Raw genomic sequence first — 25,144 nt, 5'->3', positions numbered from 1 at the left:
CCCTACCGGGTCTGGATGCGGATGAAGGTCACGGAGTAGGGCGCGAAGGTGCGCGTGAAGGTGCTGTCCACGCCGCGGATGGTGCTGGTGACCGGCTTGATGGGCTGCGCCGTACGGGTGTTCTGCGCCTCCGGGTCGCCGCTGATGACGGTCATCTGCGCCCTCGAGGCGACCTTGACGCCGAGGTCGATGCGGGTGACCGCCGGCTCGGCCTGGGCGTTGACGACCTTGACCAGCAGGTCGCCGGTCGCCTCGTCACGGGTGACCACCTGCGCGAACGGCTCGGTGACCTGGTCGTCGTCGAACTCATGGAAGAGCTGGCCGTCGAGGAAGAGCCGGACGTGGGTGCCGCGGACCTCGATGCGTACGTCGTAGGTGCGCCCGGTCTCTACCGAGTGGCCCTCACGGGCGACCAGGGTCTCCTTGCCGCCGTTGGTGGCCTTCTCGACGACGGTGCGGGTGTTGTTCCAGCCCCCGATGTTCCACCAGTAGAAGTTGCCGGAGTCCTTCACCCCGAACGCGACCAGGAAGCCCTCGGCGCCGGACAGCTTCTTGGCCTTGAGGTTGATGTCGTAGTCGCTCGCGGTGATGTCCGCGGCCCCGACCAGGGTGTCCTGGGCAGCAGCGTCCGTCTGGGTGTAGGCACCGTCGACGACCGACCAGCTGCCTCGGTTGGCCAGCGAGCTCCAGCCCTCGGCGTCTCCGTCCTGGAAGTCGTCGGCGAACAGCTCGGTGCCGTCAGGGGCGGTGACCGACACGTCGTCGTACGCCGCGGAGGTGGCCCAGGTGGAGAGGCCGACGCCGCCAGTGATGGGCTGCGCCTCGATCACCTTGCCGGTCGCCTCGCTGGGTACGACCCGGTCACCGACGTTGTTCATGAACAGCTTCTGGACCTCGTAGCTCGCAGAGCTCCAGGACTGGTCGTTGTCGAACCAGATCATGTCCGGGCGCCACTGCACGTGATCGATGTTGGCCAGCAGCGGGGCGTAGGAGGCGAGCCGCACGACGTCGGCGTTGCGCTCGAGCCCGGTCATGTACGCCGCCTCGGACAGCGCGTTGAAGAGCTTGTTGTCCTGGGAGGCGTACTCACCGAGGAAGACCTTCGGCCCGTTGCGGTCGTAGCTGTCGTAGCGGTCGTTGTTCTGCAGGAACCAGGTCGGGGAGTTGTAGTAGTGCTCGTCGACCATGTCGACGCCGGCGGCCCGGTTCTGTGCCCAGTGCTGGTCGAAGAGCGCGCCCTGGTCGTCGGGGCCGGAGTTGCTGATGATCGTGATCTCCGGGTAGCGCGCCTCGATGGCCGCGCGGAACTTCTCGAACCGCTCGAAGAACTCCGTCGGCAGGTTCTCCTCGTTGCCCACGCCGAGGTGGGTGAGACCGAACGGCTCCGGGTGTCCCATCTCCGCGCGCAGGGCGCCCCACTCGGAGTCGACCGGGCCGTTGGCGAACTCGATCAGATCGAGGGTGTCCTGGATGTAGCGCTGCAGCAGGGCCTCGTCGTCGGTGACCCGGTTCTGGCCGCAGCCGGTGACCAGCGCCGGTACGACCGGCAGCGGCATCGCCCCGATGTCCTCGGCGAACTGGAAGTACTCGTAGTAGCCCAGTCCGTAGGACTGGTTGTAGCCCCAGAAGTTGGCGTTCGTGGCTCGCTCCTCGACCGGGCCGACGGTGTCCTTCCACTGGTAGGACCGGGCGCGCTGCCAGCCGGAGGCGGCGTCGTAGCCGGACATGCTGCCGGTGTTGACGAGACAGCCGCCCGGGAAGCGGACGAACTCCGGCTCGAGCGCGGCGATCTTCTCGGCGAGGTCCTTGCGCAGCCCGTTCTCGCGGCCCATGAAGGTGTCCTCGGGCATCAGCGAGACCATGTCGAGGCGGAGGGTGCCGACGCCCTCCCCCTGCAGCCACAGCCGTGCGGAGTCGGTCGTGGACGTCGCGGTGAAGGTGCCGGCGTACTTCTTCCAGGTGTCGCCGCCGACCTGGATTCGCACCGGATCGGCGTACGAGGTGGCGCCGGACTCGTCGCGCAGCGACACGGTCAGCGGCGTACCGCCCGCGGCGTCCGAGCGTGCCCAGACCGAGAAGTCGTAGCTCTTGCCGGCCTCGAGCGCGACGCCGTTGTTCCAGCCGCCGTTGGAGACGCCGTACGTGCCGCCGGCGGTGTTGGCCAGCGAGAGCTGCAGATAGGTGCGGTTGCGGTCGTTGAGCCGGGAGCCGTCGTTGACGGGAGTGGCGGTGCCGCTGCCTCCGCCCTCTCCTCGCGGGGTCCAGGCGGTCAGCCCGGTGTAGGAGCGGTTGTCGGCCGGCAGGAACTCGAATGACCGGTTCCGCACGAGCTCGGCGTAGAGACCGCCGTCGGCCGCGTAGTTGATGTCCTCGAAGAAGACGCCGTACATCGAGTCGCTGATCTCGGGCCCGGCCTGACCGGCGTGGGCTGTGATCGTGTAGTCGGGTTCGGGCGCAGCGGCTCGCCGGTCCGCGCCGAGGCTGGGCGCTGCGTAGGACAGGGGCAGGGCGAGGACGGTGGCGGCGGACAGGACGGTCAGCAGACGGATTCTGTGCACGATGGTCTCTCCTCAGAACACGCGGTAGGCGGTGCGGATGCGGTCCAGCTCGGCCTTGGTCACCGGCAGAACGGTCCCGTGGCGGGGGCGGCTGGGAAGCTGGTAGTCGCTGGAGATCCGGAAGAAGCCCGAGTCCAGGTCGGTGGTCTCGAACGGCACGTACCCGCGGCCGCCGAACTCGTCGATGAACAGGTACCACTTGTCCTCGGTGTTGGACTTGAAGATCGTCGGCCCCTCGCCGCGTTCGATGCCGGGGTTCTCGGCGGTCGCCTTGCCGATGCACTCGGCGACGAAGCTCCAGTCCAGATCGAGCAGCGAGGTGGCCTTCTCCTCGACGATGAACTTGCTGCAGGGCGTGGTGGAGGTGTTGTTTCGCTCGTCCTTGGTGAAGCGGTAGTAGGTGCCCTCGTGCTCGACGACGGTGGAGTCGATCACCGAGTAGCCCGGGTCGATCCACACCTGGGGCTCGCTGAAGGTCCGGAAGTCCCGGGTGGTGACGTAGACCATCCGGTTGTGGGTGTTGCCGGCGTGCTCGGGGTCGGACTCGTCGTAGAGTTTCGAGGCCCAGAAGACGACGTACGCACCGATCCCCTCGTCGTAGTAGGCCTCGGGCGCCCAGGTGTTCCCGGCCTGTGGCGAGGACACCCGGACGTGGCGCTGCTCGGACCAGTTCACGAGGTCCGTGGACTCCCAGATCTCGATGTAGCGGCTCCCGCGGCGCTGTGCCGCGTCCCAGTCCCCGTTGCCGTAGATCTTGAGGTCGGTGGCGATCAGGTAGAACTTGTCGCCCTCCGGGGAGCGGATGATGAACGGGTCGCGTACGCCCTGGTCGCCGTGCTGCGACCGCAGCACCGGCTGTCCACCGTTGAGCTCGTCCCAGTGGAGCGGGTCGTTGCCCCTGCTGGCGGCGAGGTAGACCTGCTCGCCGTCCGCCGTCCCCTCGCCCGTGAAGTAGGCGAAGGTGTAGCCCTCGAGCGGCTCCTGCTTGGGCAGCGGCAGGACCGTCAGCCGGAACTGCCGCTTGTCCTTGACCTTGCCCAGGCTCACGGTGGCGTTGAGTGCCAGGCGGACGGCCTTCTCGCCGTACGCAGGCCGGCTGACCTCGCCGGTCGGGGTCACGATCGTGGGCTCGCTGGAGGTCCAGCTGACGGTGGTGCCGTGCAGGCCCTGGGTCGGCAGCGTGATGTTGCCGCGGATCTGATCGGCGTCCCAGACCTTGAGCGCTGCTGCGGCGCGGGTGACCTTCTCCTCGTCGCTGATGTCGGCTGGAACGTTGACGGTGAACGCCTCGGGCTGGCTCGCGGAGCCGTGGGTTGCGGTGGCGGTGAGGGTCACGGTGGCGTCGGGGCTGCCGTAGGGCGGGCGGGTGACGTCACCGGTCGCGGAGACGACAGCGGGGTCGGAGGAGGCCCAGGTGAAGGTGGAGCCGTTCGGGCCGCTGGCCGGGAGCGAGAGGTCACTGACGACGCGAGATGTGTCCCCCAGGTCCAGCCAGGCGAGGTCGCGCTCAACGCGCTGCTCGTCGGTGACGTAGCCCAGCTCGTGGATCTCTGCCGCCGTCAGCGCGCGGTCGTACATCCGGAAGTCGCGCAGCTGCCCCTTCAGGTGACGATCACCGCTGTAGACGGATCGACCGAGGTAGTTCGCGGTCGTGACCCCGTTGCCGATCTGAGCGGGCGTGATGGTCACGCCGGTGCGGCGGGCGACCTCGACACCGTCCTCGTAGAGCACCGCGGTGCCGTCTGCGAGCGTGTAGCTGATGGTCTTCCAGGTGTCGCGGACCAGATTGCGGCCCGCTGTGACCGTCTGCTCGGTGCTCCAGTTGCCGGTGGCGATCGACGTCCGGTAGGCGTTGCCGGTGGTGAACAGGTAGCCGTTGCCCGAGCCGTTGGAGCCGGTGTTGCCGAGGCCCCAGATGAAGTAGGGCGTGGCCTGGTCCGCGGCAATCTTCACCTCGAGGGAGACGGTGATCGACGTCAGCCCGGCCATCACGTCGTTCGGCAGCCTGACGTGGCCGTTGGTGCCGCCGAGGGACAGCCCCTCGCCGCCGAGCCAGGTCGCATCACCGGAGATGGTGCCGTTGCGACCGGCGCCCGACTCGTCGACGACCGTCGTGCCGGTGGTCTGGTCGAGGGGATAGTGGACGACGAGCCCTACGTCGCTCGCGCCCTGCGCCGGCGCGGTGGTCACCAGGCCGGCCAGGATCAGGGGCAGCGACGCAAGCGCCGCCAGAGTGCGCGCGAGATGCTTCCGGCGCGGGTTGTCGGGGGTCGGTTTCGACTGGTCCATCTGCGCTCCAGGGTCAGCTTTGGACAAACGCCGGGCCACTCATGTGTGACTGCGATCACATGAATGTGAGCGCTAACATAACCAGGGGGCTGAGGCTGTCGTCAAGAGCCGCCGGGAAGTCCCGTGAGCGGTCCCGCCGACTGCTCCCCGACGGGCGCGGTGCACGGAAAACGACGGAACCCCCGCCATTCCTGCCTTGTTCGGGCTGGTCAGACGAGGGTTTTGGTGGAGCCGCCTGTCGGAATCGAACCGACGACCTTCTCATTACGAGTGAGACGCTCTGCCGACTGAGCTAAGGCGGCGAACCGTCAGCCGTTACCGCATGAAGCGGGTCTGGTTGAGCGGACCGGATGAGTGTACCGAGACTGCGCGCTCGACACTAAAACGGTGCGCCTCGACGTGCTCGTCGATGGTCATGCGGGTGGGCTTGCCCTTGCCGATGAGGCGGCCCAGGCGGCGTACGCCGTGCTTCATTGTTGCTGTGCTCTTCTCTGAACGTGGGTCAACCACCGACTGCGGACACAGGGGTGGTGATTCAATGATGACCGCCGGCGATTCATAGAGGTAGACGATCTTTCCTTGGAAAGTCATAGGATGTCTCTATGTTGTCGCTGCACCAGCTCCGCGTGTTCCTCGCGGTCTACGAGCATGGCTCGTTGACCGCGGCGGCGGACGAGCTCGGGTATGCGCAGCCGTCGATCTCGGAGCAGGTCAGAGGCCTCGAGCGTACGCTCGGCGTGCAGCTCTTCCGGCGCGTCGGGCGTGGGGTGGTGCCGACCGGGGTGGCCGACGAGCTGAGGCCGCACGCGGAGCGTACGGTCGCGGCCGCGGAGGACGCGCGCAAGGCCGTGCAGGCGGTGAAACAGTTCGAGACCGGGACGATCCGGTTCGGGATGTTCGGGATCGCGCGGCTCTACGGCGGCGCCGGTCTGGTGGCGGACGTGCTCGACCGATATCCGGGCGTGCGCGTCGAGCTGATGGGGCAGAACTCAGCCGAGGTCCAGGAGGACCTGCGACGCGGACGGCTCGAAGCGGCGATGCTGCTCGTCGGCAGCGTCTCCGGTCCCGGCCTGAAGGTCACGCCGGTGGCACGCGACGAGCTCGTCTACATCTCGGCCGACCCCGCTCACCTGGCCACACCGGTCACCCCGCACCGACTCTCGCTGGCCTCGCTGGTCATGTCCGACACGAGCTGGAGCGCCGAGGACCCCACCCGCGTCACCATCCGCAACCTGCTCCATGAGACCGGCCGCAACCCACCCAGCCGGATCGAGGTCGAGGACATCGAGACGGCCGTCGAGCTGGTGGGGATGGGCTATGCCGACAGCGTCATCGCCAAGGGAGCAGCCGAACAGCTGCTCCCCCGGCTGGCGCCGAAGGCCGGCTGGGTGTCGCTGCGGCCGCGGACGTACGACACGTTCGCCGTCGTCCATCGCACCGACGCCACCCTCTCCCCCGCCGCCACGCTGATGATCGAGCTGGCCACCAAGCGGATCCAGGCCATCGCGGACCCGGTCCACCGGCGCTAACCCGGTGTGGCTCAGTCGCAGCCGTAGCCGTCGTTGTCGGCGTCGAGGCGCCACGGGTCGGAGCTGTTGTTGACCCGGACAGGCTTCTTGTAGCCGGGGATCTCGCCGCAGTCGCGGTCGTTGGTCGAGGTCGCGTTGAAGACCTGCTCGCCGTTGGCGTAGGTGTAGTCCAGACCCGAGACGCGCTTCTTCAGGTAGAACGACGCGGACACGTCGGCCCGCCGATTGGCGTCGCCGGCGAACTTCCAGCGGTAGTAACGGCTGACCTTCGGCGTCACGATCACGGCGCACTTGCCGTACCTGTTCGTGACGCAGGAGGTCACGCTCATCCAGCGGCCGCTGGCCTTCTTCTGCAGGTGGATGCGCTTGCCCTTGATCGGGTTGCCGCCCGCGGTCAGCTTGCCGACGGGACGGTAGGACCTCGTCCCGTACGGCTTGGCGGAGACCTTGATGACCTTGGTGATGACCTTGGCCGACACGGTGGCCGGGGGCGTGGTGGCGTGGGCGGGCTGGCTGATGACGGGGGCGACCGCGATCGCCAGGGCGGCGACCGCAGAGGCAGCGAATGCCTTCGTCGTCGAACGGACTCGCTGGTTCATGATCACGTGCTCGTGACCCTTCTTCTCGAAGTGAAATTACGAGAAGTGATCCTGTTGGTCAGCGAGATCCAGCGGGCCGAGACGGTGAGGACCCACCCCACATGGGGTAAATCAGCACTCCAAGCCGTCGTCGGGAACCTTGCCGTCGACCAGGTAGTCGTCGATGGCGTCGTCGACGCAGCCGTTGCCCTGCATGTAGCCGGTGTGGCCGTCGCCGTCGCGGGAGACGAGTACGCCGTTGTCGAGAGCCTTGGCGAGGGCCTCGGCCCACTCATAAGGCGTGGCCGGGTCGCGGGTGGTGCCGACGACGACGATCGGGTTGGAGCCCTGGGCGTCGATCTCGGGCTCCGGCTCGGTGGCCTTGAACTTCTCCGCGGCGCAGCCGTTGAGCATCCAGGCCAGAGCGGCGCCGAAGGTGGGAGCGGCCTCCTCGAAGGCGGGCAGCTGCTTGCGTACGTCCTCGGGGCTGAGGCCGGAGGAGTCGTCGAGGCAGTTGATCGCCCAGTTGGCCTCCATCGTGTTGTTGATGTAGCCGCCCTCGGGGTCACGGCCCGCGTAGTTGTCCGAGAGGCTCATCAGCTGGGAGCCGTCGCCCTTCAGCGCCGCCTGGAGGGCGTCGGTGAGGTAGGGCCAGTAGGACTCGACGTAGAGCGGGGTGATCAGGCCGTAGAGCGCGTTGCCTGCGGTCAGCTCGCGGTCGCCGGCGGGCAACGGCTCGGCGTCGATGTCGGCCATCAGCTTCTGGACGCGCTCGACGCCCTCGTCGACGGTGTCGCCGAGGAAGCAGTCGCCCTCGTCGACGCAGTTCTCGACGTAGGAGCGGAGCGCGACCTCGAAGCCCTTCGCCTGGGCGAGGTTGGCCTCGAGGACGCTCAGCCCGGGCTCGATCGCACCGTCGAGCACGAACCGGCCGACCCGGTCGGGGTAGAGCTCGGCGTAGGTGGAGCCGAGCTGGGTGCCGTAGGAGGCGCCGAAGTAGTCGAGCTGGTCCTCACCGAGCGCAGCCCGGAGTACGTCCATGTCCCGAGCCGCCTCGACGGTGCTGACGTGGGCGGAGATGCCGTCCTTCTGGGCCGCGCAGCCGTTGGCCATCTCGACGCCGGTGTCGACGTACGCCTTCTCCTCGGCCGGGGTGTCAGGGTCGGGGTCGACCGCGACGTAGGCGTCGAGGCTCTCGTCGTCGAGGCAGTCGACCGGGGTGCTCTGCCCGACACCACGCGGGTCGAAGCCGACGATGTCGTAGGAGTCGCGGACGGTGGAGCTGAAGGACTGGCTGTTGTAGAGGGCGTACTCGATGCCCGAGCCGCCCGGGCCGCCCGGGTTGATCGCCAGCGAGCCGATCTTCTTCTTGTTGGCCGGGTCCTTGATGACCGAGACCTCGATGGTGCGGCCCGTCGGGTCGGAGTAGTCGAGCGGGACCTCGAGGGTCGCGCACTCGAAGGCGCCGTTGCAGTCCTTCCAGTCCAGCTTCTGACTGTAGAAGGTCTGCAGCCCCTCGTTCGGGGCCGCGGTCGCCTCCGCGCTCGGACTCACCTGGTCGGCGTCGGGGGTGCCGCTGTCGGCACCACAGCCTGCGGCGATCACGGTCAGAGCGGTCAGCGCGGCGGCGCCGGTCACTGCTTTGAGTTTCACTGATCTCCTCCGGGCGGCAACAGCGCCACCATCATCGCTTCCAGCACCAACTGGGGCTGCACGTTGAACTCCAGCAGCTGCTCACGGGCTTCGAAGATCGCCCCGATCCGTTGCAGGTTGAGCTCGGGGGTCGAAGCCGCGACGAGCTGCTCGATCTCGCGCCGATGCTCCTCGTTGACGAGGGTCACCGGAGCTCCGGCGGCCATCGCGATCGCGTCGCGGTAGACCGAGACCAGGTCCATCAGTCCGCGGTCGATCACGTCGCGGTGGCGGCGGGTGGCGCGGCGCTTCTGGTCCTTCTCGAGCGCGGACAGCGCCGGGCCGTACTCACGCGGCCGACGGCCGCGATCGACCACGCCGTAGCCGGTGTCGAGGTCGGCCTTCTCCTGAGCGTCGAGGTCGGCGGTGACCGCGTCGGCCTCCTCCTTCGAGACGGCAGCGAGCTCCCCCGCGGCCCGGAGCGCGTCGGCGAGGGTGTTCAGCCGGGCCGGGTAGGCCACCACCTGCTCGCGCCGGCGCCGGGTGTCGTCGTCGCGGGCCAGCGCCTTGGCCCGGCCGATGTGGCTCTGGCTCGCCCGCGCCGCGTAGGCCGCGCGCGCCTCGTCGACACCGAGCGTGCGCTGCAGGAAGACGGTGACGTCGGGCGCTGTGGGGGTGGTCAGCGTGACCAGCCGGCACCGGGACCGGATGGTCGGGAGTACGTCCTCGACCGTCGGCGCGCAGAGCATCCAGACCGTGCGGGCGCCGGGCTCCTCGACCGCCTTGAGCAGCGCGTTGTTGGCCTGCTCAGTGAGTCGGTCGGCGTCCTCGATGATCAGGATCTGCCAGCGGCTTCCGGCCGGGCTGAGGGCGGCCTGGCGGACGAGGTCGCGGATCTCGTCGACGCCGAGGGTCAGCTTCTCGGTGCGGACCAGGTTGACGTCGGCATGGCTGCCCGCCAGCACCGTGTGGCACGCGTGGCACTGGCCGCAGCCGCCGTTCGGGCACTGGAGCGCGGCGGCGAAGGCGATGGCGGCGTTGGACCGTCCCGAGCCCGGCGGGCCGGTGAAGAGCCAGCTCTGGGTCATGCCGTGGCCGGCAGCGGCGGTCTGCAGCGTGGAGATGATGTGGCGCTGGCCCACCAGGTTGTCCCAGACCGAGGTCGTGGCGACGTTCATGCGCTCACCGCCTGGGTGAGCAGCGGCTCGAGGCGCGCCAGCACCGCGGCATGGATCTCCTCGACCGGAGCGCGGGCGTCCAGGACCAGGTAGTGGTCAGGGTTCCGCTCCGCCAGGCCGACGAACGCGGCGCGCACCCGCTGATGGAACTCGACCGACTCCTGCTCCATCCGATCGCGCTCCTCGAACCGGGTGAAGCCGGCCGTCGGATCCAGGTCGAGCAGCACGGTCAGATGGGGCCGCAGGTCGGCGGTCGCCCACCGCGCGACCTCCTCGAGCTGCGTTGCGTCGAGCACCCGCCCGGCGCCCTGGTAGGCCAGCATCGAGTCGACATAGCGGTCGGTGATGACCACCTCGCCCCGCTCCAGCGCCGGGCGGACCATCGACTCGATGTGCTCGGCCTTGTCGGCAGCGAACAGCAACGCCTCGGTCCGGTCGTCGAGGTCGCCGGTCTCCGGGGACAGCACGATGCGGCGTACGTCCTTGCCTACGGCCGTGTCGCCCGGCTCGAAGGTCAGCAGGACCCGGTGGCCGCGGGCGGTCAGGGCCTCGTGGAGCAGGCGCGACTGGGTCGACTTGCCCGACCCCTCGCCGCCCTCGAAACAGACGAAGACGCCGTGCTCTGCGTAGACACCCGGAAACCTCACGAGGCAAACCTACGGGGTGGTACCGACAACCCCTGAGTACGCCGCCCGCGGATGGGGCGATTCCCGGATGTCGAAGGTCGCACCTCCAGGTTAAGGTTCGGGTCGTCCTCACGCTGAACCAAGGAGTCTCTGGTGATCTACGTCCTGATCGTCCTGCTGCTGGCCGCCCTCGCGGTCGCGGGCTACCTGCTCTGGAAGAGCCGGCAGCAGCCGACGGCGCAGAAGGAGCCCGACGACTTCATCGGCGACCAGCACAAGCACGCCTCCGACCAGCTGCGCCAGGTGCGCAACGGCGACGTCATCGAATACCTCGGCCACAACTGGTTCGTCCGCGGGCGGATCGACTTCGACGAGCACGGCTACCGCTGGACCGAGCACATGCTCGACGACGCCGAGGGCAAGAAGTGGCTCTCGATCGAGGACGACGAGAGCTTCGAGGTCTCGCTGTGGCACGCGATCCCGCTCGGCGACATCGAGCAGGGCGCCGTCGGTGATCGCGACATCATCGTCGGCGGCGTCGCCTACCGGCTCCAGGAGAAGGGCGCCGCCGCCTTCACCGCCACCGGCGCGACCGGCACGGCGCCCTCCGGCACGGCCGAGTACGCCGACTACAAGTCCGTCGACGGCAAGCTGCTCGGCTTCGAGAAGTGGGGCAGCAACTGGGAGCCCTCCCTCGGCGAGGTGCTGCAGCCGTTCGAGCTGACCGTCTACCCCTCCACCGACCGGCCCGCGACCCTGGACGACGAGTGACGCTTCTCGACGTCCCGTTCGCGGACGTACGCGGCGACACCCTGCGCTGGACCCTCGCACCGACCCCCTGCACCCCGCTGGCCTCCCGGACGGTTGACCTCGGCAGCGGTCTCACGGTGACGCTGAGCGTCCTGGGCGCCAGCCACCAGGTCGTCGTACGCCGCCACGACCACCCGCTCCTGCACGAGACGATCGCATGCGGGATCACCGAGGCCGCGCCCCTTCCCGAGGCGCACGCGACGGGCGGCTACCGCCTCGCCTCGAGCGTCGACGAGATGGGACCCGACGAGCTCGCCGCGCAGGCGTCGCGGCTCGTGGAGCGGCTGAGCGGGCGTACGGATGCCGTCGTCGCGCACTTCCCGGGAGACCCGCACGCGGTGACCGCCCTGGCCCTGGAACGGTCCGACGCCAGGCAGATCGTCTGGAACACCTGGCACACCTACCCACAGACCGGCGAGATCGTCGCCACCACCACCAGCTACCGGCCCGAGGAGGGCACAAGTGTCTGAACCACACGGCTCCGGAGGCCCGAACCGCAAGCTGATCGGCTGGGCGATCGTCGCGGCGTGCGTCGCGCTCGCCATCATCATCGCCATCGCCGTCTCCGGCGATGGGAACAGCCCCGAGAAGTACCTGCGCAAGAACTTCGACCACGTCAGCGGCACCGACCCCGACAGCGAGGCCGGGATCGTCTTCGAGGACGACGGCTCGGTGAGCTCGGTCGCCAACCAGATCGCGAGCGGCACCGACGCCGACGAGAACCGCGCCGAGGGTTCCAGCCACTACCTGCGCTACGACGACGACTGGCTGGTCGTCGTGGAGCCGCGTACGCCCTCGGGATCGACGATCACGCTCTACGAGTACGACCGTGGCTACCGCCACCACGCCACGGTGATCGGGCTGTGGGGCTGGAACAGCTACTACGGCCGCAACAGCGGTGGCGGCAGCAGCGGTGATTCCTTCCGCGGCGGCGGCAGCGGATCCGGCAAGTGACCACCCCCAGACTGGAGATGAACCGATGACTGACCTTGTGAGCGGACTGCTGTCCACCGTTGCCTTCGCCGCCCTCGGGCTGGTTCTGCTGATGATCGGCTTCTACGTGATCGACCTGCTCACGCCGGGCCGGCTGGGGCAGCTGATCTTCGTGGAGCACCGCCGCGACCCGGCGCTGCTGCTCGGCTCCTCGGTCGTCGCGATCGCGACGATCGTGGCCACCTCGATCTACACCGCGGAGGCGGACACGCTTCAGGGGCTCGCCGAGACCGCTGCGTACGGTCTCATCGGGATCGCCCTCCTCGCGTTCGCGTTCGTGATCCTCGACCTGCTCACGCCGGGCCGGCTCGGTGAGCTGATGACCGACGACAAGGACGACCCGGCGATCTGGGTCGCCGTCGCGGTGCAGCTGGCCGTCGGCGTGATCGTGGCGGCCTCGATCACGTGAGTCTGACCCTCCCGTCGTTGTCCGCGCTGCCCGAGGGACGGGCGGCGCGGCTGCTCGTCCTCGCGGCGGTGTTCGTCTGCGCCGCCTGCGGTCTCGTCTACGAGCTCGCGCTGGTGACGCTGGGGAGCTATCTGCTCGGCAACTCGATCGCCCAGACGTCCCTGGTGATCGCGGTGTCGATGTTCGCGATGGGCATCGGCGCCGTGCTCGCCAAGCCGCTCACCGCGCGGCCGCTGCGCTCGTTCGTCGGTGTGGAGATCGCGCTCGCCGCGGTCGGTGGCGCCTCGGTGCCGGCGCTCTACGCGGCGTTCGCGTGGCTGCACCTCTACACCCCGATGATGCTGCTGGTGACGTTCCTCATCGGCGCTCTGGTGGGTGCCGAGATCCCGCTGCTGATGGAGCTGCTGCAGCGGCTGCGGCGCCAGCAGGCCTCGCTCGCGGTCGCCGACATCAACGCGGTCGACTACGTCGGGGCGCTCATCGGCGGGCTGGCGTTCCCGTTCGTGCTGCTGCCGACCCTGGGGCTGCTGGTGGGGACGGTGGCGACGGCTGCCCTGAACGTCCTCGCCGCCTGGACGGTCGGGGTGGCGCTAGCCGGCTCACGCCGGCAGCGTGGGACGGTCACGGCGATCTGTGGCGCGCTCGCGGTCGCTCTCGGCCTGACCGCGGTGACCGCCGACTCCTTCGAGCTCAACGCTCGGCAGGCGCTCTACCGCGACCCGATCATCCACTCCCAGCGCTCGGCCTATCAGGAGATCGTGGTGACCCGCGGCGCTCCGGTCGGGCCGGAGTTCGATGACGTACGCCTCTTCCTCGACGGGGACCTGCAGTTCTCTTCGCTCGACGAATACCGCTACCACGAGATGCTCGTCCATCCGGCGATGAACGGGCCGCACCAGCGGGTGCTGATCCTCGGCGGTGGCGACGGGCTCGCGGCGCGGGAGGTGCTGCGCTATCAGTCGGTCTCGTCGGTGACGCTGGTCGATCTCGACCCGGCGGTGGTGTCCCTGGCGCGCTCCTTCGAGCCGGTCTCGTCGCTGACGTCGGGGTCCTTGGACGACCCCCGGCTGACGTACGTCGCCGACGACGCGTTCTCCTGGGTGCGCGACTACTCGGGGGCCGCGTTCGACGTGGTCATCGCCGACTTCCCGGACCCGGACTCGACCGCGCTGGCCAAGCTCTACTCCGTCGAGAACTACAGCATGATCGCGCGCCTGCTCGCTCCGTCCGGACGGATGGTCGTGCAGTCCGGCAGCCCATTCTTCGCGCCCGACGCGTTCTGGTCCGTGCGGCACACCCTCACCGAGGCCGGCTACCGGACGACGCCCTACCAGGCGGACGTACCCTCCTTCGGGAACTGGGGCTACGTCCTCGCCTCCCGCGACGGCTCGGCCCCTGAGCTGGCGCTCGACGACGAGGCGCCCGGCGGGCTGCGCTATGCCAGCGACGCCGTGCTCGCGGCCGCTTCGTCGTTCCCTCCGGACCGCGCCGAGCGGCCGACCTCGGTCACGACCCTGCTGGATCCGGCGATCCTGGACTACGCCCGGAACGGCTGGGTGGGCTACTGATGTTCTTCTTCATCAGACTGGCCCGGCGCACCTCACGGCACTACGCCTGGGTGCTCCCGCTCGCCATCATCGGCTTCGTCTTCGTCACCGGCTGGATCGCGATGGCGCTGGTCCAGCCGGGCAGCGACATCGTAAGCCCCGCCAACTACTGGTGGTGGTTCCTGATCACCGCGGCCACGGTCGGCTACGGCGACCTCTTCCCGGAGACCACCGGCGGTCGGCTCGTCGGGGCGTACGTCGTCTTCGGCTCCATCACCACCCTCGCCATCTTGTTCAGCCGGATCTCGGCAATCATCGAGAACGCCAAAGGACGCCGCATGCGTGGAGAGATCAGCTTCAGCGGAAAGAACCACATCGTGATGCTCGGCTACACCGCCGGGCGCACCGAGCGGATCCTCGTCGAGCTGCTCTCCGAACCGGAGCGCGAGGTCGTGCTCGCGACCTGGGAGGACCAGCTCTCCGAGCACCCGATGCCCGGAGAGGACCGCCTGCATTTCGTACGCGGCGACATCACCGACCTCTCGGTGCTCGCTCGTGCCGGGATGACCGGTGCGCACAGCGTGCTGATCGACGCGCGTGACGACAACGAGGCGGTCACGCTCACCGTCGCGGCCAACACCGCGGCTCCTGCGGTGCACACGATCGTGGCGCTGCGGGACCTGCGCGTGCAGCGCACCATCTTCCGGGTCGACACCACCGTCCACTGCGTCCAGTGGCACAACACCCAGCTGATCGCCGAGGAGCTCAGCGACCCCGGGATCGCCGAGGTCTATCAGGAGCTCGCCACCGCCGGCGGCAAGGGCACCTACTCGCTCACGGTGCCCTCCTCGGCCGCGACCGTCGACGTCGGCGCCTGGCAGGCCGCTCTCGGCCGCTCGCACGGTGCGACTCTCCTCGCCGTCCGTACCGCCGACGGCATCCAGGTCAGCCCGTCGTGGGACCTGCCGGTCTCCCCTGGCACGCGGCTGTTCTACATCGCGGCCGACCGATTGGAGTACGACGAGGTCGTCGGGTCGCTCGGCTGACGGGGGCCTCGCGATGGACTGCTACAACTGCCGCAACAGCGCCCTCGAGTCGCTGTCGGCAGCGCTGCGGACCGTGACCGGGTGTGTGAAGACGTACGTCATGCAGTTCTCCGAAGCCGAAGGCTACGAGCACCTTCACGTCCACCTGGTCGCACGGATGGCCGATCAGCCGGCTCACCTGAACGGGCCGAATGTGTTCGGCTACCTCACCGACGACGAGACCCAGTGGCTGCCCGAGACCGAGCGCGACCGGCTGGCGCGAGAGCTGCATGGAGCTCTCGGCTGACAGATTCCCGCCATGGTGGGGTTGTGGGGACCTCTCCGACGTCAGACAGCGGCATTTTCCCGCCATGGCGGGAAAATGCTCCTCGCCCAACCCTCGAACAACAACAGAACCCCGCCATGGCGGGGTTCTGTCATGAGCGGCTGGGCCGCGGCGTACGGCCTCAGGACTTCTTGGTCGCGGCCTTCTTGGTCGTCTTCTTGGCGGTCGACTTCTTCGCCGTGGACTTCTTGGTCGTCTTCTTCGTCGCCCGCTTGGTGGTCTTCTTCGCCGGGCCCTTGGCGCGCTTGTCGGCGAGCAGCTCGGCGGCACGCTCGGCGGTCAGGGTCTCGAGGTCGTCGGCGGCCCGGAGGGTGGCGTTGTATTCACCGTCGGTGACGTAGGGACCGAAGCGACCGTCCTTGACGACCATCGGCTGCCCGGAGACCGGGTCGGGACCGAGCTCCTTGAGCGGCGGCTTGGCGGCGGCACGGCCGCGCTGCTTCGGCTGGGCATAGATCTGCTCAGCCTCCTCCAGCGTGATCGTGAGCAGCTGGTCCTCCGAGCTCAGGGTCCGGGAGTCGGTGCCCTTCTTCAGGTAGGGCCCGTAGCGGCCGTTCTGGGCGGTGATCTCCTCGCCGTCGGCACTGGTGCCGACGACCCGGGGCAAGGTCAGCAGCTTGACCGCGTCCTCGAGCGTGATGGTCTGCAGGTTCATGCTCTTGAAGAGGCTGGCGGTGCGCGGCTTGGCGCCCTTCTTCGCGTCCTCGGGGAGCTGCTCGGTGACGTAGGGACCGAACCGCCCGCTCTTCGCGACGACGGTGAGCCCCGTCTCGGGGTGGACGCCGAGGTTGAGCTCCTCGCCGGCGGGGTTGGCGAAGAGCTCCTTGGCCTTCTCCAGGGTGAGCTCGTCGGGCGGCAGGTCGTCGGGGACGTTGGCCCGCACCGCGAACGGGGTGCCGTCGTCGCCGGGGCCCTCGATGTAGGGGCCGTAGCGGCCGACCCGGAGGTTGACCCCAGACTCCGGAGAGCCGACCGGGAAGGTCGCCAGCTCGCGGGCGTCGATGTCGCCGAGACCGTCGACCAGCGGCTTGAGACCCATGACCCGCTCGGAGCCGAAGTAGAACTCCCCGAGCTCGGTGGTCATGTCCTTGTCGCCCTTGGCGATCTCGTCGAGGATCTCCTCCATGCTCGCTGTGAACCGGTAGTCGATCTGGCGCGGGAAGTGCTCCTCCAGCAGCCTGACCACCGAGAACGCGACCCAGGCGGGCACCAGCGCGGTGCCCTTCTTGAAGACGTAGCCGCGGTTGATGATGGTCTGGATGATGCTCGCGTAGGTCGACGGACGGCCGATCTCGCGCTCTTCGAGCTCACGGACCAGGGTCGCCTCGGTGTAACGAGCCGGCGGCTTGGTCTCGTGGCCGTCCGCGGTGAGGCTCGCGGCGTTCACCCGGTCACCCTCGGAGAGGTTCGGGAGGCGGGTCTGCTGGTCGTCGGAGGTCTGGTCGGCGGAGTCGGTGCCCTCGACGTACGCCTTCAGGAAGCCGTGGAAGGTGATCACGCGTCCGGTCGCGGAGAAGACCACGTCCTCGCCCGTGGCCGCGGTGGCGCCGAGGCGGATCGCGACCGAGTTGCCGACCGCGTCCTTCATCTGGGAGGCGACGGTGCGCATCCAGATGAGCTCGTAGAGGCGGAACTGGTCGCCGGTCAGACCGGTCTGCGCCGGGGTGCGGAACGAGTCGCCCGCGGGGCGGATCGCCTCGTGGGCCTCCTGGGCGTTCTTGACCTTGGAGGCGTACGTCCGGGGCGCGTCGGGCAGGTATTCGGCACCGTAGAGCTCCCGGACCTGAGCGCGGGCCGCACTGACGGCGTCTCCGCTCAGGGTCGTGGAGTCGGTACGCATGTAGGTGATGAAGCCGTTCTCGTAGAGACGCTGCGCGACCGACATCGTGGTCGACGCGCTCATCCCGAGCTTGCGGCTCGCCTCCTGCTGCATCGTGGTGGTGCGGAAGGGGGCGTACGGGCTGCGCTTGTAGGGCTTCGACTCGACCGAGCGGACCTCGTAGGTCTTGTTGTCGAGGGCTGCCACGAGGGACTCGGCGCGGCTGCGGTCGAGGTGGACGACCTTGTCGCTCTTCAGCACGCCGTCGGGGCCGAAGTCGCTGCCGCGGGCGACGCGGTTGCCGTCGATCGAGGTGATCTTGGCCGGGAACATCCGCGGGTCGTGGTCGGAGCCGGCGTCGAAGGTGCCGGCGAGATCCCAGTAGGAGGCGGTGCGGAAGGCGATCCGCTCACGTTCACGGTCGACGACGAGCCGGGTGGCGACCGACTGGACACGGCCCGCGCTCAGGCGGGGCATGACCTTCTTCCACAGCACCGGGGAGATCTCGTAGCCGTAGAGGCGGTCGAGGATGCGGCGCGACTCCTGGGCCTCGACGAGGTCCATGTCGAGCTCTCTCGGGTTCTCCGCCGCCGCCAGGATGGCGGCCTTGGTGATCTCGTGGAAGACCATCCGCTTGACCGGGATGCCCTTCTTCGGCTTCAGCTCGTCGAGAAGGTGCCAGGCGATCGCCTCGCCCTCGCGGTCCTCATCGGTGGCGAGGTAGAGCTCGTCGGCGTCCTTGAGGAGCGACTTGAGCTTGGCGATCTGCTTCTTCTTGTCGCTGGGCACGACGTAGTAAGGGGTGAAGCCGTTGTCGACATCGACGCCGAAGCGCCCCCACGGCTTGTCCTTGATCTTGGCGGGGGTGTCTGCCGCGCTCTGCGGAAGGTCGCGGATGTGCCCGACGGATGCCTCGACGACATACCCCTGTCCGAGGTATCCGCCGATCTTCTGAGCCTTCGCCGGGGACTCGACGATCACCAACTTGTGTGCCACTGACGTCCTTATCTCACTGCAGCAGAGCCTGGCACCACTGACAAGCTCTGGCGAGACACGTTAGCGCGTGTCTCCAGCCGGCATGGGTCCAGTCACCGCGGTTCATGCGGCACTGAGCTCTCGGACAACATGGCGTGTTGCCTTGGGCGCCGCGAAGACAATACCTAGCACGCTGGGGAGCGGGAGCGTGAAATCGGTGTCTCATCCGCTCCTGTCCGAAAACTGTCGGTGCTCATCCGTAGGGTGGCTTTTCGAGGACGGCGAGACCAATCCGAACCGAGAGGTCTCTGCTGATGATCGACACCGAATACATCGACTACATGGAGGGTCTGGCCACACCCCCGGAGCACCTGGTCTGCTCCGAGTGCGCTCAGCTGCTCACCCGGACCAACGCGATCCTGGAGCGCCTGGAGGCCGAGCTGACCCGGCCGCGCTGGGCGGAGCCGGATACGCCGCCACGACCCGACCACGAGGTGGCCCTGGACTGGCTGGCCGCGCTGTGCGGCGGCCACGAGGCGGTCACCGCGCTGGATGCCGCTCCGCTGGTCGAGGACGGGCTGGACCTGCCGGTCGTGGAGGATGCGGCGGGACGTACGCAGCTGGAGGCGGTCGCCGCGCTGCTCGACGAGGTCGCCGCCGACTTCCCGGTCGAGGAGGTGGGCTTCGCGTTGCGAAGGGCCCTGCTGCGGCTGTGGGAGATCGACCCGCTGGTCGTCGACCGGCCCACGCAGCCGGCCCAAGTGGCTGCCGGGATCGTCTGGACGGTCCTGGGCGCCAACGGGCTCGCCGGGCCGGGTGGCCTGGTCACCGCCACCGAGCTCAAAGACCGCCTGGGCGTCAAGAAGATGCCCTCGGCCTACGGCAAGCAGCTTGCAGCCGCGCTCCGTGGCTTCTGGCCATGGCAGACACAGCGGCCCTGGGGCATGCGCGACCTTCCCGACCTCGAACCGCTGGGCTACCCGGACCTGCTGGTCTCCAGCGTGCGCAGACGCCTGATCAGGCTGCGGGACCAGGCGTGCCTGGCGCGGGACGGAGGAAGCCCTCGCTGACCAGCTCCTGGGCGATCGGCAGATAGCTGCTGCGCACGACCGCGGGGTCGCGGTCGAGGATCTGCGCGAGCGCATCGAGGATCTGGCCGACGGTCAGGTCGCCGTCGCACGCGCCCGCGAAGGCCGCCTCGATCGTGTCCGCCTGGCGTGCGCGACGCAGGCCGCGCTGCTGGCGCAGGATGACGGTGCTGGGGTCCTCGGCGCCGGGCTGGCCGAGGGTCTCCTGCTGGACGTCCTCGACGATCACCAGGGTCGAGTCCTCGGTGACCTCGACACGGGCCGCCTCGCCCCACGCCGCGAGCGCCGGCGCGATCGGCTGCTCGACGTCGTAGGGCCACTCGACGAGCTCGCGCTTCGGGTTGCTCGCGCCGATGCGGTGAAGATTGATCCAGCCGAACCCGACACCCTCGATCTTCTGCTCCTCGAACCAGGACAGCCAGGTGTCGTAGCGGGTCAGGTAGTCCGGGGCGCCGTGGTGGCCGGAGTCCTTGAGCCACAGCTCGACGTACGCCGCGGGGTCGAGCACCTCACGCTGGACCACGAACGCGTCGACCTCGTCCCCGAGCCATCCCTCGAGGCGGTCGTCCCAGGGCTGGTCCTCGGAGATGATCCAGTTGCCCAGGATCTGACACCAGCCGCCCTCGGTGAGCATGCCGGGGGCCGCCCTGACGATGTCCTCGACCACCCGGTCGCCCGGAAGCCCGGAGTCGCGGTAGACGAGGCGCTCACCGGTCGCCGGGCTGATCACGAACGGCGGGTTGGTGGCGATCAGGTCGAAGCGCTCACCGGCGACTGGCTCGAAGAACGACCCGTCGCGTACGTCGATCCGGTCCGCCACATCGTTGAGGGCGGCGTTGAAGGTGGTGATCCACAGGGCTCGCTGGTTGACGTCGGTCGCAACCACCCGGTCGCTGTGGGTGGCGAGGTGCAGGGCTTGGACGCCGCAGCCCGTGCCGAGATCGAGCGAGGTGCCGACCTGGTCGCGGATGGTCAGCTGCGCCAGGGAGGTCGAGGCAGGGCTGATCCCGAGCACGTGCTCGGGACCGACGCGCTGCGGGCCGCCGTCGAGCCCTGGCGTGAGGTCGGAGACGACCCAGAGGGCGGTGTCGTCGCTGGCGTACGGACGTACGTCAAGGCGGGCCGCGACCTCTCCGACCGACTGCTCCAGAATCCCCTCGACGGCGAGCCGGTCGACGAGCCCGGGCAGGGCTGCCTCGGCGTGGTCGAGGGGCACGGTCGTCTGCAGCAGGAAGAGCCGGATGAGCGTCTCGAGCGGGGTGCCTCCGTGGGTACGCCGCCGGCCCGGCAGCGTCTCGTTGCGACTCAGCGCGCTGTGCGCGGTCGGACCGAGCAGCTCGGCGACGGAGTCGTAGGAGAAGTCGGCCTGCTGGAGGGCGTCACGGAGCCGGTGCGGGAGGTCACTCACACCTGGAGCCTAATCTGGGGTCAGGTCAGCCCGCTGCCGCGCCCTCGGCGCTGGCGTGGATGTCGAAGACCTTGGCGAGACCGGTGATCCGGAAGATCTTGAGCAGCCGCTCCTGGGTGCAGACCAGGCGGAGCATGCCGTTGTGCTGGCGCACCTTCTTCAGGCCACCCACGAGCACGCCGAGGCCGGTCGAGTCGAGGAACTCCACGGCTTCGAGGTCGACGACGATGTCGTAGTGACCCCGCGCGACGAGCTCGGTGATCTTGTCCCTCAGCTTCGGCGCGGTATAGACGTCGATCTCGCCGCCCACGGCCACGATGGTGGCCGAGTCGAGCTCGCGAGTCGCAAGCGTCAGATCCACTTCGAAGTTCTCCTGCCAAGGAACGTGAGACAACCAGCTCCGGTCGGCATGCCTGGTGTCCGATACCCGGAGTCGATCGTAATGTAACCACGGCTCACCAGGATGCGCGCAAGAAACTCGCAACGTCATGGACACGATGCGGGGGCGTGAGCGTGGCGGCCACCAGGATTCTGGGAGAATATTCAGGTGTTGACGACAGCGACCGGTGATCTCGTACGCCGGCTCGCGGACGTCCCCGGCCGCGAGGACCGGCTGGCTCACCTCGAGCAGGTCCCGCCGCGAGAGGCCGTCTTCGCCGACTGGCCGACGTGGGCTTCGGCCGATGTGGTCGCCGCCTTCGTCGCTCGCGGGATCGAGCGACCTTGGCAGCATCAGGCGGTAGCGGCCGAGGCCGCCCATGACGGCACCCACGTGATCGTCTCGACCGGCACCGCCTCCGGGAAGTCGCTGGCCTATCAACTGCCCGCACTGACCGCGATCCGAGACGGGCGTGGTCCACGTGGTGAGCGTGGCGCCGGCGTCCTCTATCTCGCACCCACCAAGGCGCTCGCGCAGGACCAGCTGACCGGGCTGCGCGAGCTGGGCGTCGACGTGCGCGCGGTGACCCACGACGGTGACAGCACCCGGGAGCAGCGGGACTGGGCGCGCGACTTCGGCGAGTACATCCTGACCAACCCCGACATGCTGCACCGATCTCTGCTCCCCGGTCATCAGCGATGGACGGCGTACTTCCGCTCGCTGCGCTACGTCGTCATCGACGAGTGCCATCACTACCGAGGCGTCTTCGGGGCGCACGTCTCGCACGTGCTGCGGCGGCTGCGGCGCATCTGTGCGCTCTACGGCTCGTCGCCGACGTTCATCCTCGCCTCGGCGACCGTCGCGGAGCCGTCGATCGCCGGTGAGCGGCTCACCGGCCTTCCGGTCCTCCCGGTGACTGCCGACGCGTCACCGCGCGGGGAGCTCTCGATCGCCCTGTGGCAGCCGCCGCTGACCTCTCACGCCGGAGAGAACGGCGCTCCCGTGCGCCGCGCGGCCTCTGCGGAGACCGCCGACCTCCTCGCCGACCTGGTCTCCTCGGACATACGCACCCTGGCCTTCGTACGCTCCCGGGTCGGCGCCGAGCAGGTCGCCCTGACCGCGGCCGCCGAGCTGGCCGAGGTCGATCCCTCGCTGCCCGGGCGGGTGGCGTCCTACCGCGGTGGCTATCTGCCCGAGGAGCGCCGGGCGATCGAGGCATCGCTCCGCTCCGGCGAGCTGCTCGGGCTGGCGGCGACGAACGCGCTCGAGCTCGGCATCGACATCAGCGGTCTGGACGCCGTGGTGCTCGCCGGCTATCCCGGCAGGCGCTCGGCCTTCTGGCAGCAGATCGGCCGGGCAGGACGGGGCGCGGGCGACGCCCTCGGCATCCTGGTCGCCCGCGACGACCCGCTGGACACCTACCTCGTCACCCATCCCGATGCGCTTCTCGGCCAGCCGGTCGAGGCCACGGTCTTCGACCCGGCGAACCCGTACGTCGTCGGCCCCCACCTGTGCGCCGCCGCGCAGGAGCTGCCGCTGACCGAGCCGGACCTGCCGCTCTTCGGACCGGGCGCCCGGGAGATCCTGGACAATCTGGTCGCCTCCGGGCTGCTGCGGAAGCGGCCCCGCGGCTGGTACTGGACCGACCGCCGCCGCGCGGCCGACCTCGCCGACATCCGCTCCTCGGGTGGGTCCCAGGTGCAGCTGATCGAGGCCGACACCGGTCGTGTCGTCGGCACGGTCGACGCGGCGAGCTCACACGCGAGCGCGCACGCCGGTGCCGTCTACGTCCACCGTGGCGAGACCTATCTCGTGCACGAGCTCGACCTGGAGGAGAACGTCGCGGTCATCTCCCGCGACGACCCCGGCTACTCCACCTTCGCCCGGGAGATCACTGAGATCTCGATCGTCGCCGAGCGGGAGCAGGTCGCCTGGGGAGAGTGCCGCCTGGCGTACGGCGACGTCGACGTCACTCACCAGGTCGTCTCCTTCCTTCGCCGCCGACAGCCGAGCGGCGAGGTGCTGGGTGAGGAGCTCCTCGATCTCCCCGAACGTACGCTGCGCACCTCCGCCGTCTGGTGGACCGTGCCCGCCTCGGCCCTCGAGGCGGCCGGCCTGGAGACGGCGGACATCCCAGGCGCTGCCCACGCCGCCGAGCACTGCTCGATCGGGCTGCTCCCCCTGATCGCCACCTGCGACCGCTGGGACATCGGTGGCGTCAGCACCGCGTCCCACCCGGACACCGGCATGCTCACCGTCTTCGTCTACGACGGACATCCCGGCGGCGCCGGATTCTCCGAGCGCGGGTTCCGTGCTGCCCGGGAGTGGCTCGGTGCCACGCTGGAGACCATCGAGGCTTGCGAGTGCGACGACGGCTGCCCCTCTTGCGTGCAGTCGCCCAAGTGCGGCAACCAGAACAACCCTCTCGACAAGCAGGGCGCGATCGTGTTGTTGCGGCTGCTTCTCGGCAAATAGGCCTAATGTGGAGAAATGCTGATCCTTGGCCTCGTGCTGATCGTCGTTGCCGCAGTCCTCATCGTTCTGGGTCTCTTCACCACCGGCAACGGTGACCTCGACGATCCGACCGCGACCCTGCTCGGTCTCCCGGTCGGCTCGACCACGATCTTCGTGATCGGCCTCGTCGCCGGCGTACTTCTCCTCTTCGGCCTCTCGCTCACCAAGTGGGGCGGCAAGCTCCAGGCGAAGAGCATGAAGGAGAAGCGCCAGATGCGGAAGCTGGCCAAGACGCTCCAGGACGCCACACCCGAGTCGAAGGACGACAGCAACAACTAGTCCGGCAGAGTCTCGGTCGGGCCGGCTCTCGCCTCGGCGACCGGGTCCCCCGGTTGGCCGAGCCAGTGCGGTCCCTCGACCCGCACGGTGACGGTGACGTCCTCGCCGGCGATCTCGCACGACTCCAAGGTGGCGCCGTTGCGGTCGGTGATCGTCGACGCCGCCGCGCATGCGTCCTCGGAGACCTGGAGCGCGTTGGCCCCCGCCAACGCCGCCAGATCGGCCGCGGACTGCGCGGTGCGGTGGGCGACGAATACGGCGCCCACCACACCCAGCGCCCCGCCGAGGAAGAGCAACAGGCCGATGGCACCGACCGCGAACGGGGCTGCCGACCCGAGTTCGTCCTTGCCGGGCCGGACCGTGCTCACTGCTCCCCCTGCGTCGCCTCGGTCGCAGCGACCGCCTCGCCGCGCACGGTCACACCCGGCATCCAGCTGAAGATCCCTCCGGGTCCGGTCACTCGGGCTCGGGCCGAGGCGACGACCTCCTCGGCGCCGGCGCTGACACTCACCTGTGTGCCCGCAGGCCCGACCCGACGTCCGCGGGCGGTGGCGGAACCGCTGTCGTCCCCTCGGGCGACGGCCCGGGCGGTCTCCCGGGCCGCGTCGACCACCTGGATCTGCGCCGCTCCCACCGACAGCAACCACACCAGCCCGATGGTCACGGCCACCAGGAGCGGGATCACCATCACCAGCTCCGCGGTGGCGGCACCTCGCTCGTCCCGCTCGCCCTGCTGCCCGCGGACCATCGGTCAGATCCCCAGCAGGCTGAGCACGTGCTGGAACAGCCTGTTGAGCAAGTCGTTGCCGAAGCCACCGGTGAGCAGCTTGTAGAGCAGGCCGGCGAGCCCCGCGCCTGCCGCCGTCCCGACGGCGTACTCGGCCGTCGTGATCCCCTTCTCGTCCTTCCGCAGATGTGCCTTGGCCATGGTTGGTCCTCTCTGGTCGATGGCCGTCGGTACGGCCGTTCAAGGACGACAATGACCCGCTCCACCGACATCCGCGACCGCCATGTCGCCAGCTGTGGACAACCCGATCCCGAACCCACCCTGTGGATGACAAACGGCCCGTTGATCAGGGAAAACAAGCACACCGAGGCGTCACTCACGTCGGTCGAGTCGGCATTCCGCTGCCAACTCGGCCGACGCGCGTGACGCCTCGGC

Annotated in this window: 25 protein-coding genes and 1 tRNA gene; 12 read left to right on the top strand and 14 right to left on the bottom strand. The window is 69.0% G+C overall.

The genetic code is table 11. The features are described from left to right. Window positions 1-2: 2 nt before the first annotated feature. The 4 genes from ACIO3S_RS21480 to ACIO3S_RS21465 all read right to left on the bottom strand — a co-directional run bounded on the left by ACIO3S_RS21480 (window position 3) and on the right by ACIO3S_RS21465 (window position 5,438). A complete protein-coding gene (locus ACIO3S_RS21480; RefSeq protein WP_400467761.1) occupies window positions 3-2,558 on the bottom strand; it encodes an alpha-L-arabinofuranosidase C-terminal domain-containing protein in 2,556 nt (851 codons plus the stop codon). Between the two features lie 12 nt (window positions 2,559-2,570). Further along, on the bottom strand, window positions 2,571-4,847 hold the full coding sequence (locus tag ACIO3S_RS21475) for an immunoglobulin-like domain-containing protein (RefSeq protein WP_400467760.1): 2,277 nt from the start codon (window positions 4,845-4,847) through the stop codon (window positions 2,571-2,573). Between the two features lie 226 nt (window positions 4,848-5,073). Beyond that, window positions 5,074-5,149, bottom strand: a tRNA-Thr gene (locus tag ACIO3S_RS21470). Between the two features lie 13 nt (window positions 5,150-5,162). Continuing rightward, a complete protein-coding gene (locus ACIO3S_RS21465; RefSeq protein WP_350838948.1) occupies window positions 5,163-5,438 on the bottom strand; it encodes a hypothetical protein in 276 nt (91 codons plus the stop codon). A gap of 11 nt (window positions 5,439-5,449) precedes the next feature. Here ACIO3S_RS21465 and ACIO3S_RS21460 point away from each other — a divergent pair, with 11 nt between their 5' ends. Further along, a complete protein-coding gene (locus ACIO3S_RS21460) occupies window positions 5,450-6,376 on the top strand; it encodes a LysR family transcriptional regulator (RefSeq protein ID WP_160026320.1) in 927 nt (308 codons plus the stop codon). Window positions 6,377-6,387: 11 nt separating this feature from the next. Here ACIO3S_RS21460 and ACIO3S_RS21455 read toward each other — a convergent pair whose 3' ends face one another. The 4 genes from ACIO3S_RS21455 to tmk form a co-directional block, all read right to left on the bottom strand. Continuing rightward, window positions 6,388-6,975 carry a hypothetical protein gene (locus tag ACIO3S_RS21455; RefSeq protein WP_400467759.1) on the bottom strand — a complete coding sequence of 196 codons (588 nt, stop codon included), beginning with the start codon at window positions 6,973-6,975 and terminating at the stop codon, window positions 6,388-6,390. Between the two features lie 111 nt (window positions 6,976-7,086). After that, window positions 7,087-8,607, bottom strand: a complete 1,521-nt coding sequence (locus tag ACIO3S_RS21450) for an alpha/beta hydrolase (RefSeq protein WP_400467758.1) — start codon at window positions 8,605-8,607, stop codon at window positions 7,087-7,089. Next, window positions 8,604-9,764, bottom strand: a complete 1,161-nt coding sequence (locus ACIO3S_RS21445; RefSeq protein ID WP_400467757.1) for a DNA polymerase III subunit delta' — start codon at window positions 9,762-9,764, stop codon at window positions 8,604-8,606. Before ACIO3S_RS21445 ends, ACIO3S_RS21450 begins: the two co-directional genes overlap by 4 nt. After that, window positions 9,761-10,411, bottom strand: a complete 651-nt coding sequence (gene tmk / locus ACIO3S_RS21440; protein WP_350838956.1) for a dTMP kinase — start codon at window positions 10,409-10,411, stop codon at window positions 9,761-9,763. Before tmk ends, ACIO3S_RS21445 begins: the two co-directional genes overlap by 4 nt. 132 nt (window positions 10,412-10,543) lie before the next feature. Between tmk and ACIO3S_RS21435 the strand changes: the two genes are divergently transcribed. Genes ACIO3S_RS21435 through ACIO3S_RS21405 form a run of 7 tightly spaced genes read left to right on the top strand, consistent with a single transcriptional unit; the run spans window position 10,544 to window position 15,481 of the window. Continuing rightward, a complete protein-coding gene (locus tag ACIO3S_RS21435) occupies window positions 10,544-11,161 on the top strand; it encodes a DUF4178 domain-containing protein (RefSeq protein WP_160026316.1) in 618 nt (205 codons plus the stop codon). Continuing rightward, window positions 11,158-11,670: a DUF2617 family protein gene (locus ACIO3S_RS21430; RefSeq protein ID WP_400467756.1), complete on the top strand. Its 513-nt coding sequence runs from the start codon at window positions 11,158-11,160 to the stop codon at window positions 11,668-11,670. The genes ACIO3S_RS21435 and ACIO3S_RS21430 overlap by 4 nt, the downstream gene beginning before the upstream one ends. Continuing rightward, entirely contained in the window at window positions 11,663-12,154 is a 492-nt protein-coding gene (locus ACIO3S_RS21425) for a DUF4247 domain-containing protein (protein ID WP_378817586.1), read from the top strand. The genes ACIO3S_RS21430 and ACIO3S_RS21425 overlap by 8 nt, the downstream gene beginning before the upstream one ends. 25 nt (window positions 12,155-12,179) lie before the next feature. Next, entirely contained in the window at window positions 12,180-12,602 is a 423-nt protein-coding gene (locus ACIO3S_RS21420) for a DUF350 domain-containing protein (protein ID WP_350660294.1), read from the top strand. Further along, window positions 12,599-14,170 carry a polyamine aminopropyltransferase gene (locus ACIO3S_RS21415; protein WP_400467755.1) on the top strand — a complete coding sequence of 524 codons (1,572 nt, stop codon included), beginning with the start codon at window positions 12,599-12,601 and terminating at the stop codon, window positions 14,168-14,170. The genes ACIO3S_RS21420 and ACIO3S_RS21415 overlap by 4 nt, the downstream gene beginning before the upstream one ends. Then, a complete protein-coding gene (locus ACIO3S_RS21410) occupies window positions 14,170-15,195 on the top strand; it encodes an ion channel (protein ID WP_400467754.1) in 1,026 nt (341 codons plus the stop codon). Before ACIO3S_RS21415 ends, ACIO3S_RS21410 begins: the two co-directional genes overlap by 1 nt. 13 nt (window positions 15,196-15,208) lie before the next feature. After that, window positions 15,209-15,481 (top strand): hypothetical protein, encoded by a 273-nt coding sequence (locus tag ACIO3S_RS21405; RefSeq protein WP_400467753.1) that lies wholly within the window; start codon window positions 15,209-15,211, stop codon window positions 15,479-15,481. A 160-nt stretch (window positions 15,482-15,641) separates the two neighbouring features. Here the strand turns inward: ACIO3S_RS21405 and topA are convergent, their stop codons facing one another. Beyond that, window positions 15,642-18,335 (bottom strand): type I DNA topoisomerase, encoded by a 2,694-nt coding sequence (topA, locus tag ACIO3S_RS21400; RefSeq protein WP_400467752.1) that lies wholly within the window; start codon window positions 18,333-18,335, stop codon window positions 15,642-15,644. Window positions 18,336-18,628: 293 nt separating this feature from the next. Between topA and ACIO3S_RS21395 the strand changes: the two genes are divergently transcribed. After that, on the top strand, window positions 18,629-19,384 hold the full coding sequence (locus tag ACIO3S_RS21395) for a hypothetical protein (RefSeq protein WP_400467751.1): 756 nt from the start codon (window positions 18,629-18,631) through the stop codon (window positions 19,382-19,384). On the opposite strand, the gene ACIO3S_RS21390 is transcribed toward ACIO3S_RS21395, so the two are convergent. Further along, window positions 19,332-20,810, bottom strand: a complete 1,479-nt coding sequence (locus ACIO3S_RS21390; RefSeq protein WP_400467750.1) for a methyltransferase — start codon at window positions 20,808-20,810, stop codon at window positions 19,332-19,334. The two genes, ACIO3S_RS21395 and ACIO3S_RS21390, sit on opposite strands and share 53 nt — an antisense overlap. Window positions 20,811-20,835: 25 nt before the next feature. Further along, window positions 20,836-21,171, bottom strand: a complete 336-nt coding sequence (locus tag ACIO3S_RS21385; RefSeq protein ID WP_091044749.1) for an anti-sigma factor antagonist — start codon at window positions 21,169-21,171, stop codon at window positions 20,836-20,838. 180 nt (window positions 21,172-21,351) lie between these two features. Here ACIO3S_RS21385 and ACIO3S_RS21380 point away from each other — a divergent pair, with 180 nt between their 5' ends. After that, window positions 21,352-23,664, top strand: a complete 2,313-nt coding sequence (locus ACIO3S_RS21380; RefSeq protein ID WP_400467981.1) for a DEAD/DEAH box helicase — start codon at window positions 21,352-21,354, stop codon at window positions 23,662-23,664. 15 nt (window positions 23,665-23,679) lie between these two features. Continuing rightward, window positions 23,680-23,982, top strand: a complete 303-nt coding sequence (locus ACIO3S_RS21375; protein ID WP_400467749.1) for a hypothetical protein — start codon at window positions 23,680-23,682, stop codon at window positions 23,980-23,982. Here the strand turns inward: ACIO3S_RS21375 and ACIO3S_RS21370 are convergent. Genes ACIO3S_RS21370 through ACIO3S_RS21360 form a run of 3 tightly spaced genes read right to left on the bottom strand, consistent with a single transcriptional unit; the run spans window position 23,979 to window position 24,910 of the window. Beyond that, window positions 23,979-24,350, bottom strand: coding sequence for an Rv3654c family TadE-like protein (locus tag ACIO3S_RS21370; RefSeq protein ID WP_400467748.1), 372 nt, complete (start codon window positions 24,348-24,350; stop codon window positions 23,979-23,981). The genes ACIO3S_RS21375 and ACIO3S_RS21370 overlap by 4 nt on opposite strands. Continuing rightward, on the bottom strand, window positions 24,347-24,730 hold the full coding sequence (locus ACIO3S_RS21365; protein ID WP_400467747.1) for a TadE family type IV pilus minor pilin: 384 nt from the start codon (window positions 24,728-24,730) through the stop codon (window positions 24,347-24,349). The genes ACIO3S_RS21370 and ACIO3S_RS21365 overlap by 4 nt, the downstream gene beginning before the upstream one ends. 3 nt (window positions 24,731-24,733) lie before the next feature. Beyond that, a complete protein-coding gene (locus ACIO3S_RS21360) occupies window positions 24,734-24,910 on the bottom strand; it encodes a DUF4244 domain-containing protein (RefSeq protein WP_091044736.1) in 177 nt (58 codons plus the stop codon). 51 nt (window positions 24,911-24,961) lie between these two features. Here ACIO3S_RS21360 and ACIO3S_RS21355 point away from each other — a divergent pair, with 51 nt between their 5' ends. After that, window positions 24,962-25,135: a hypothetical protein gene (locus ACIO3S_RS21355; RefSeq protein ID WP_400467746.1), complete on the top strand. Its 174-nt coding sequence runs from the start codon at window positions 24,962-24,964 to the stop codon at window positions 25,133-25,135. The last annotated feature ends 9 nt before the right edge of the window (window positions 25,136-25,144 follow it).

The sequence above is a fragment of the Nocardioides sp. NPDC087217 genome (assembly GCF_044744805.1).
Taxonomy (GTDB): Bacteria; Actinomycetota; Actinomycetes; order Propionibacteriales; family Nocardioidaceae; genus Nocardioides.
Note: the sequence above shows the minus strand (reverse complement) of the source record. Positions and strands in the feature narration are given on the sequence as shown.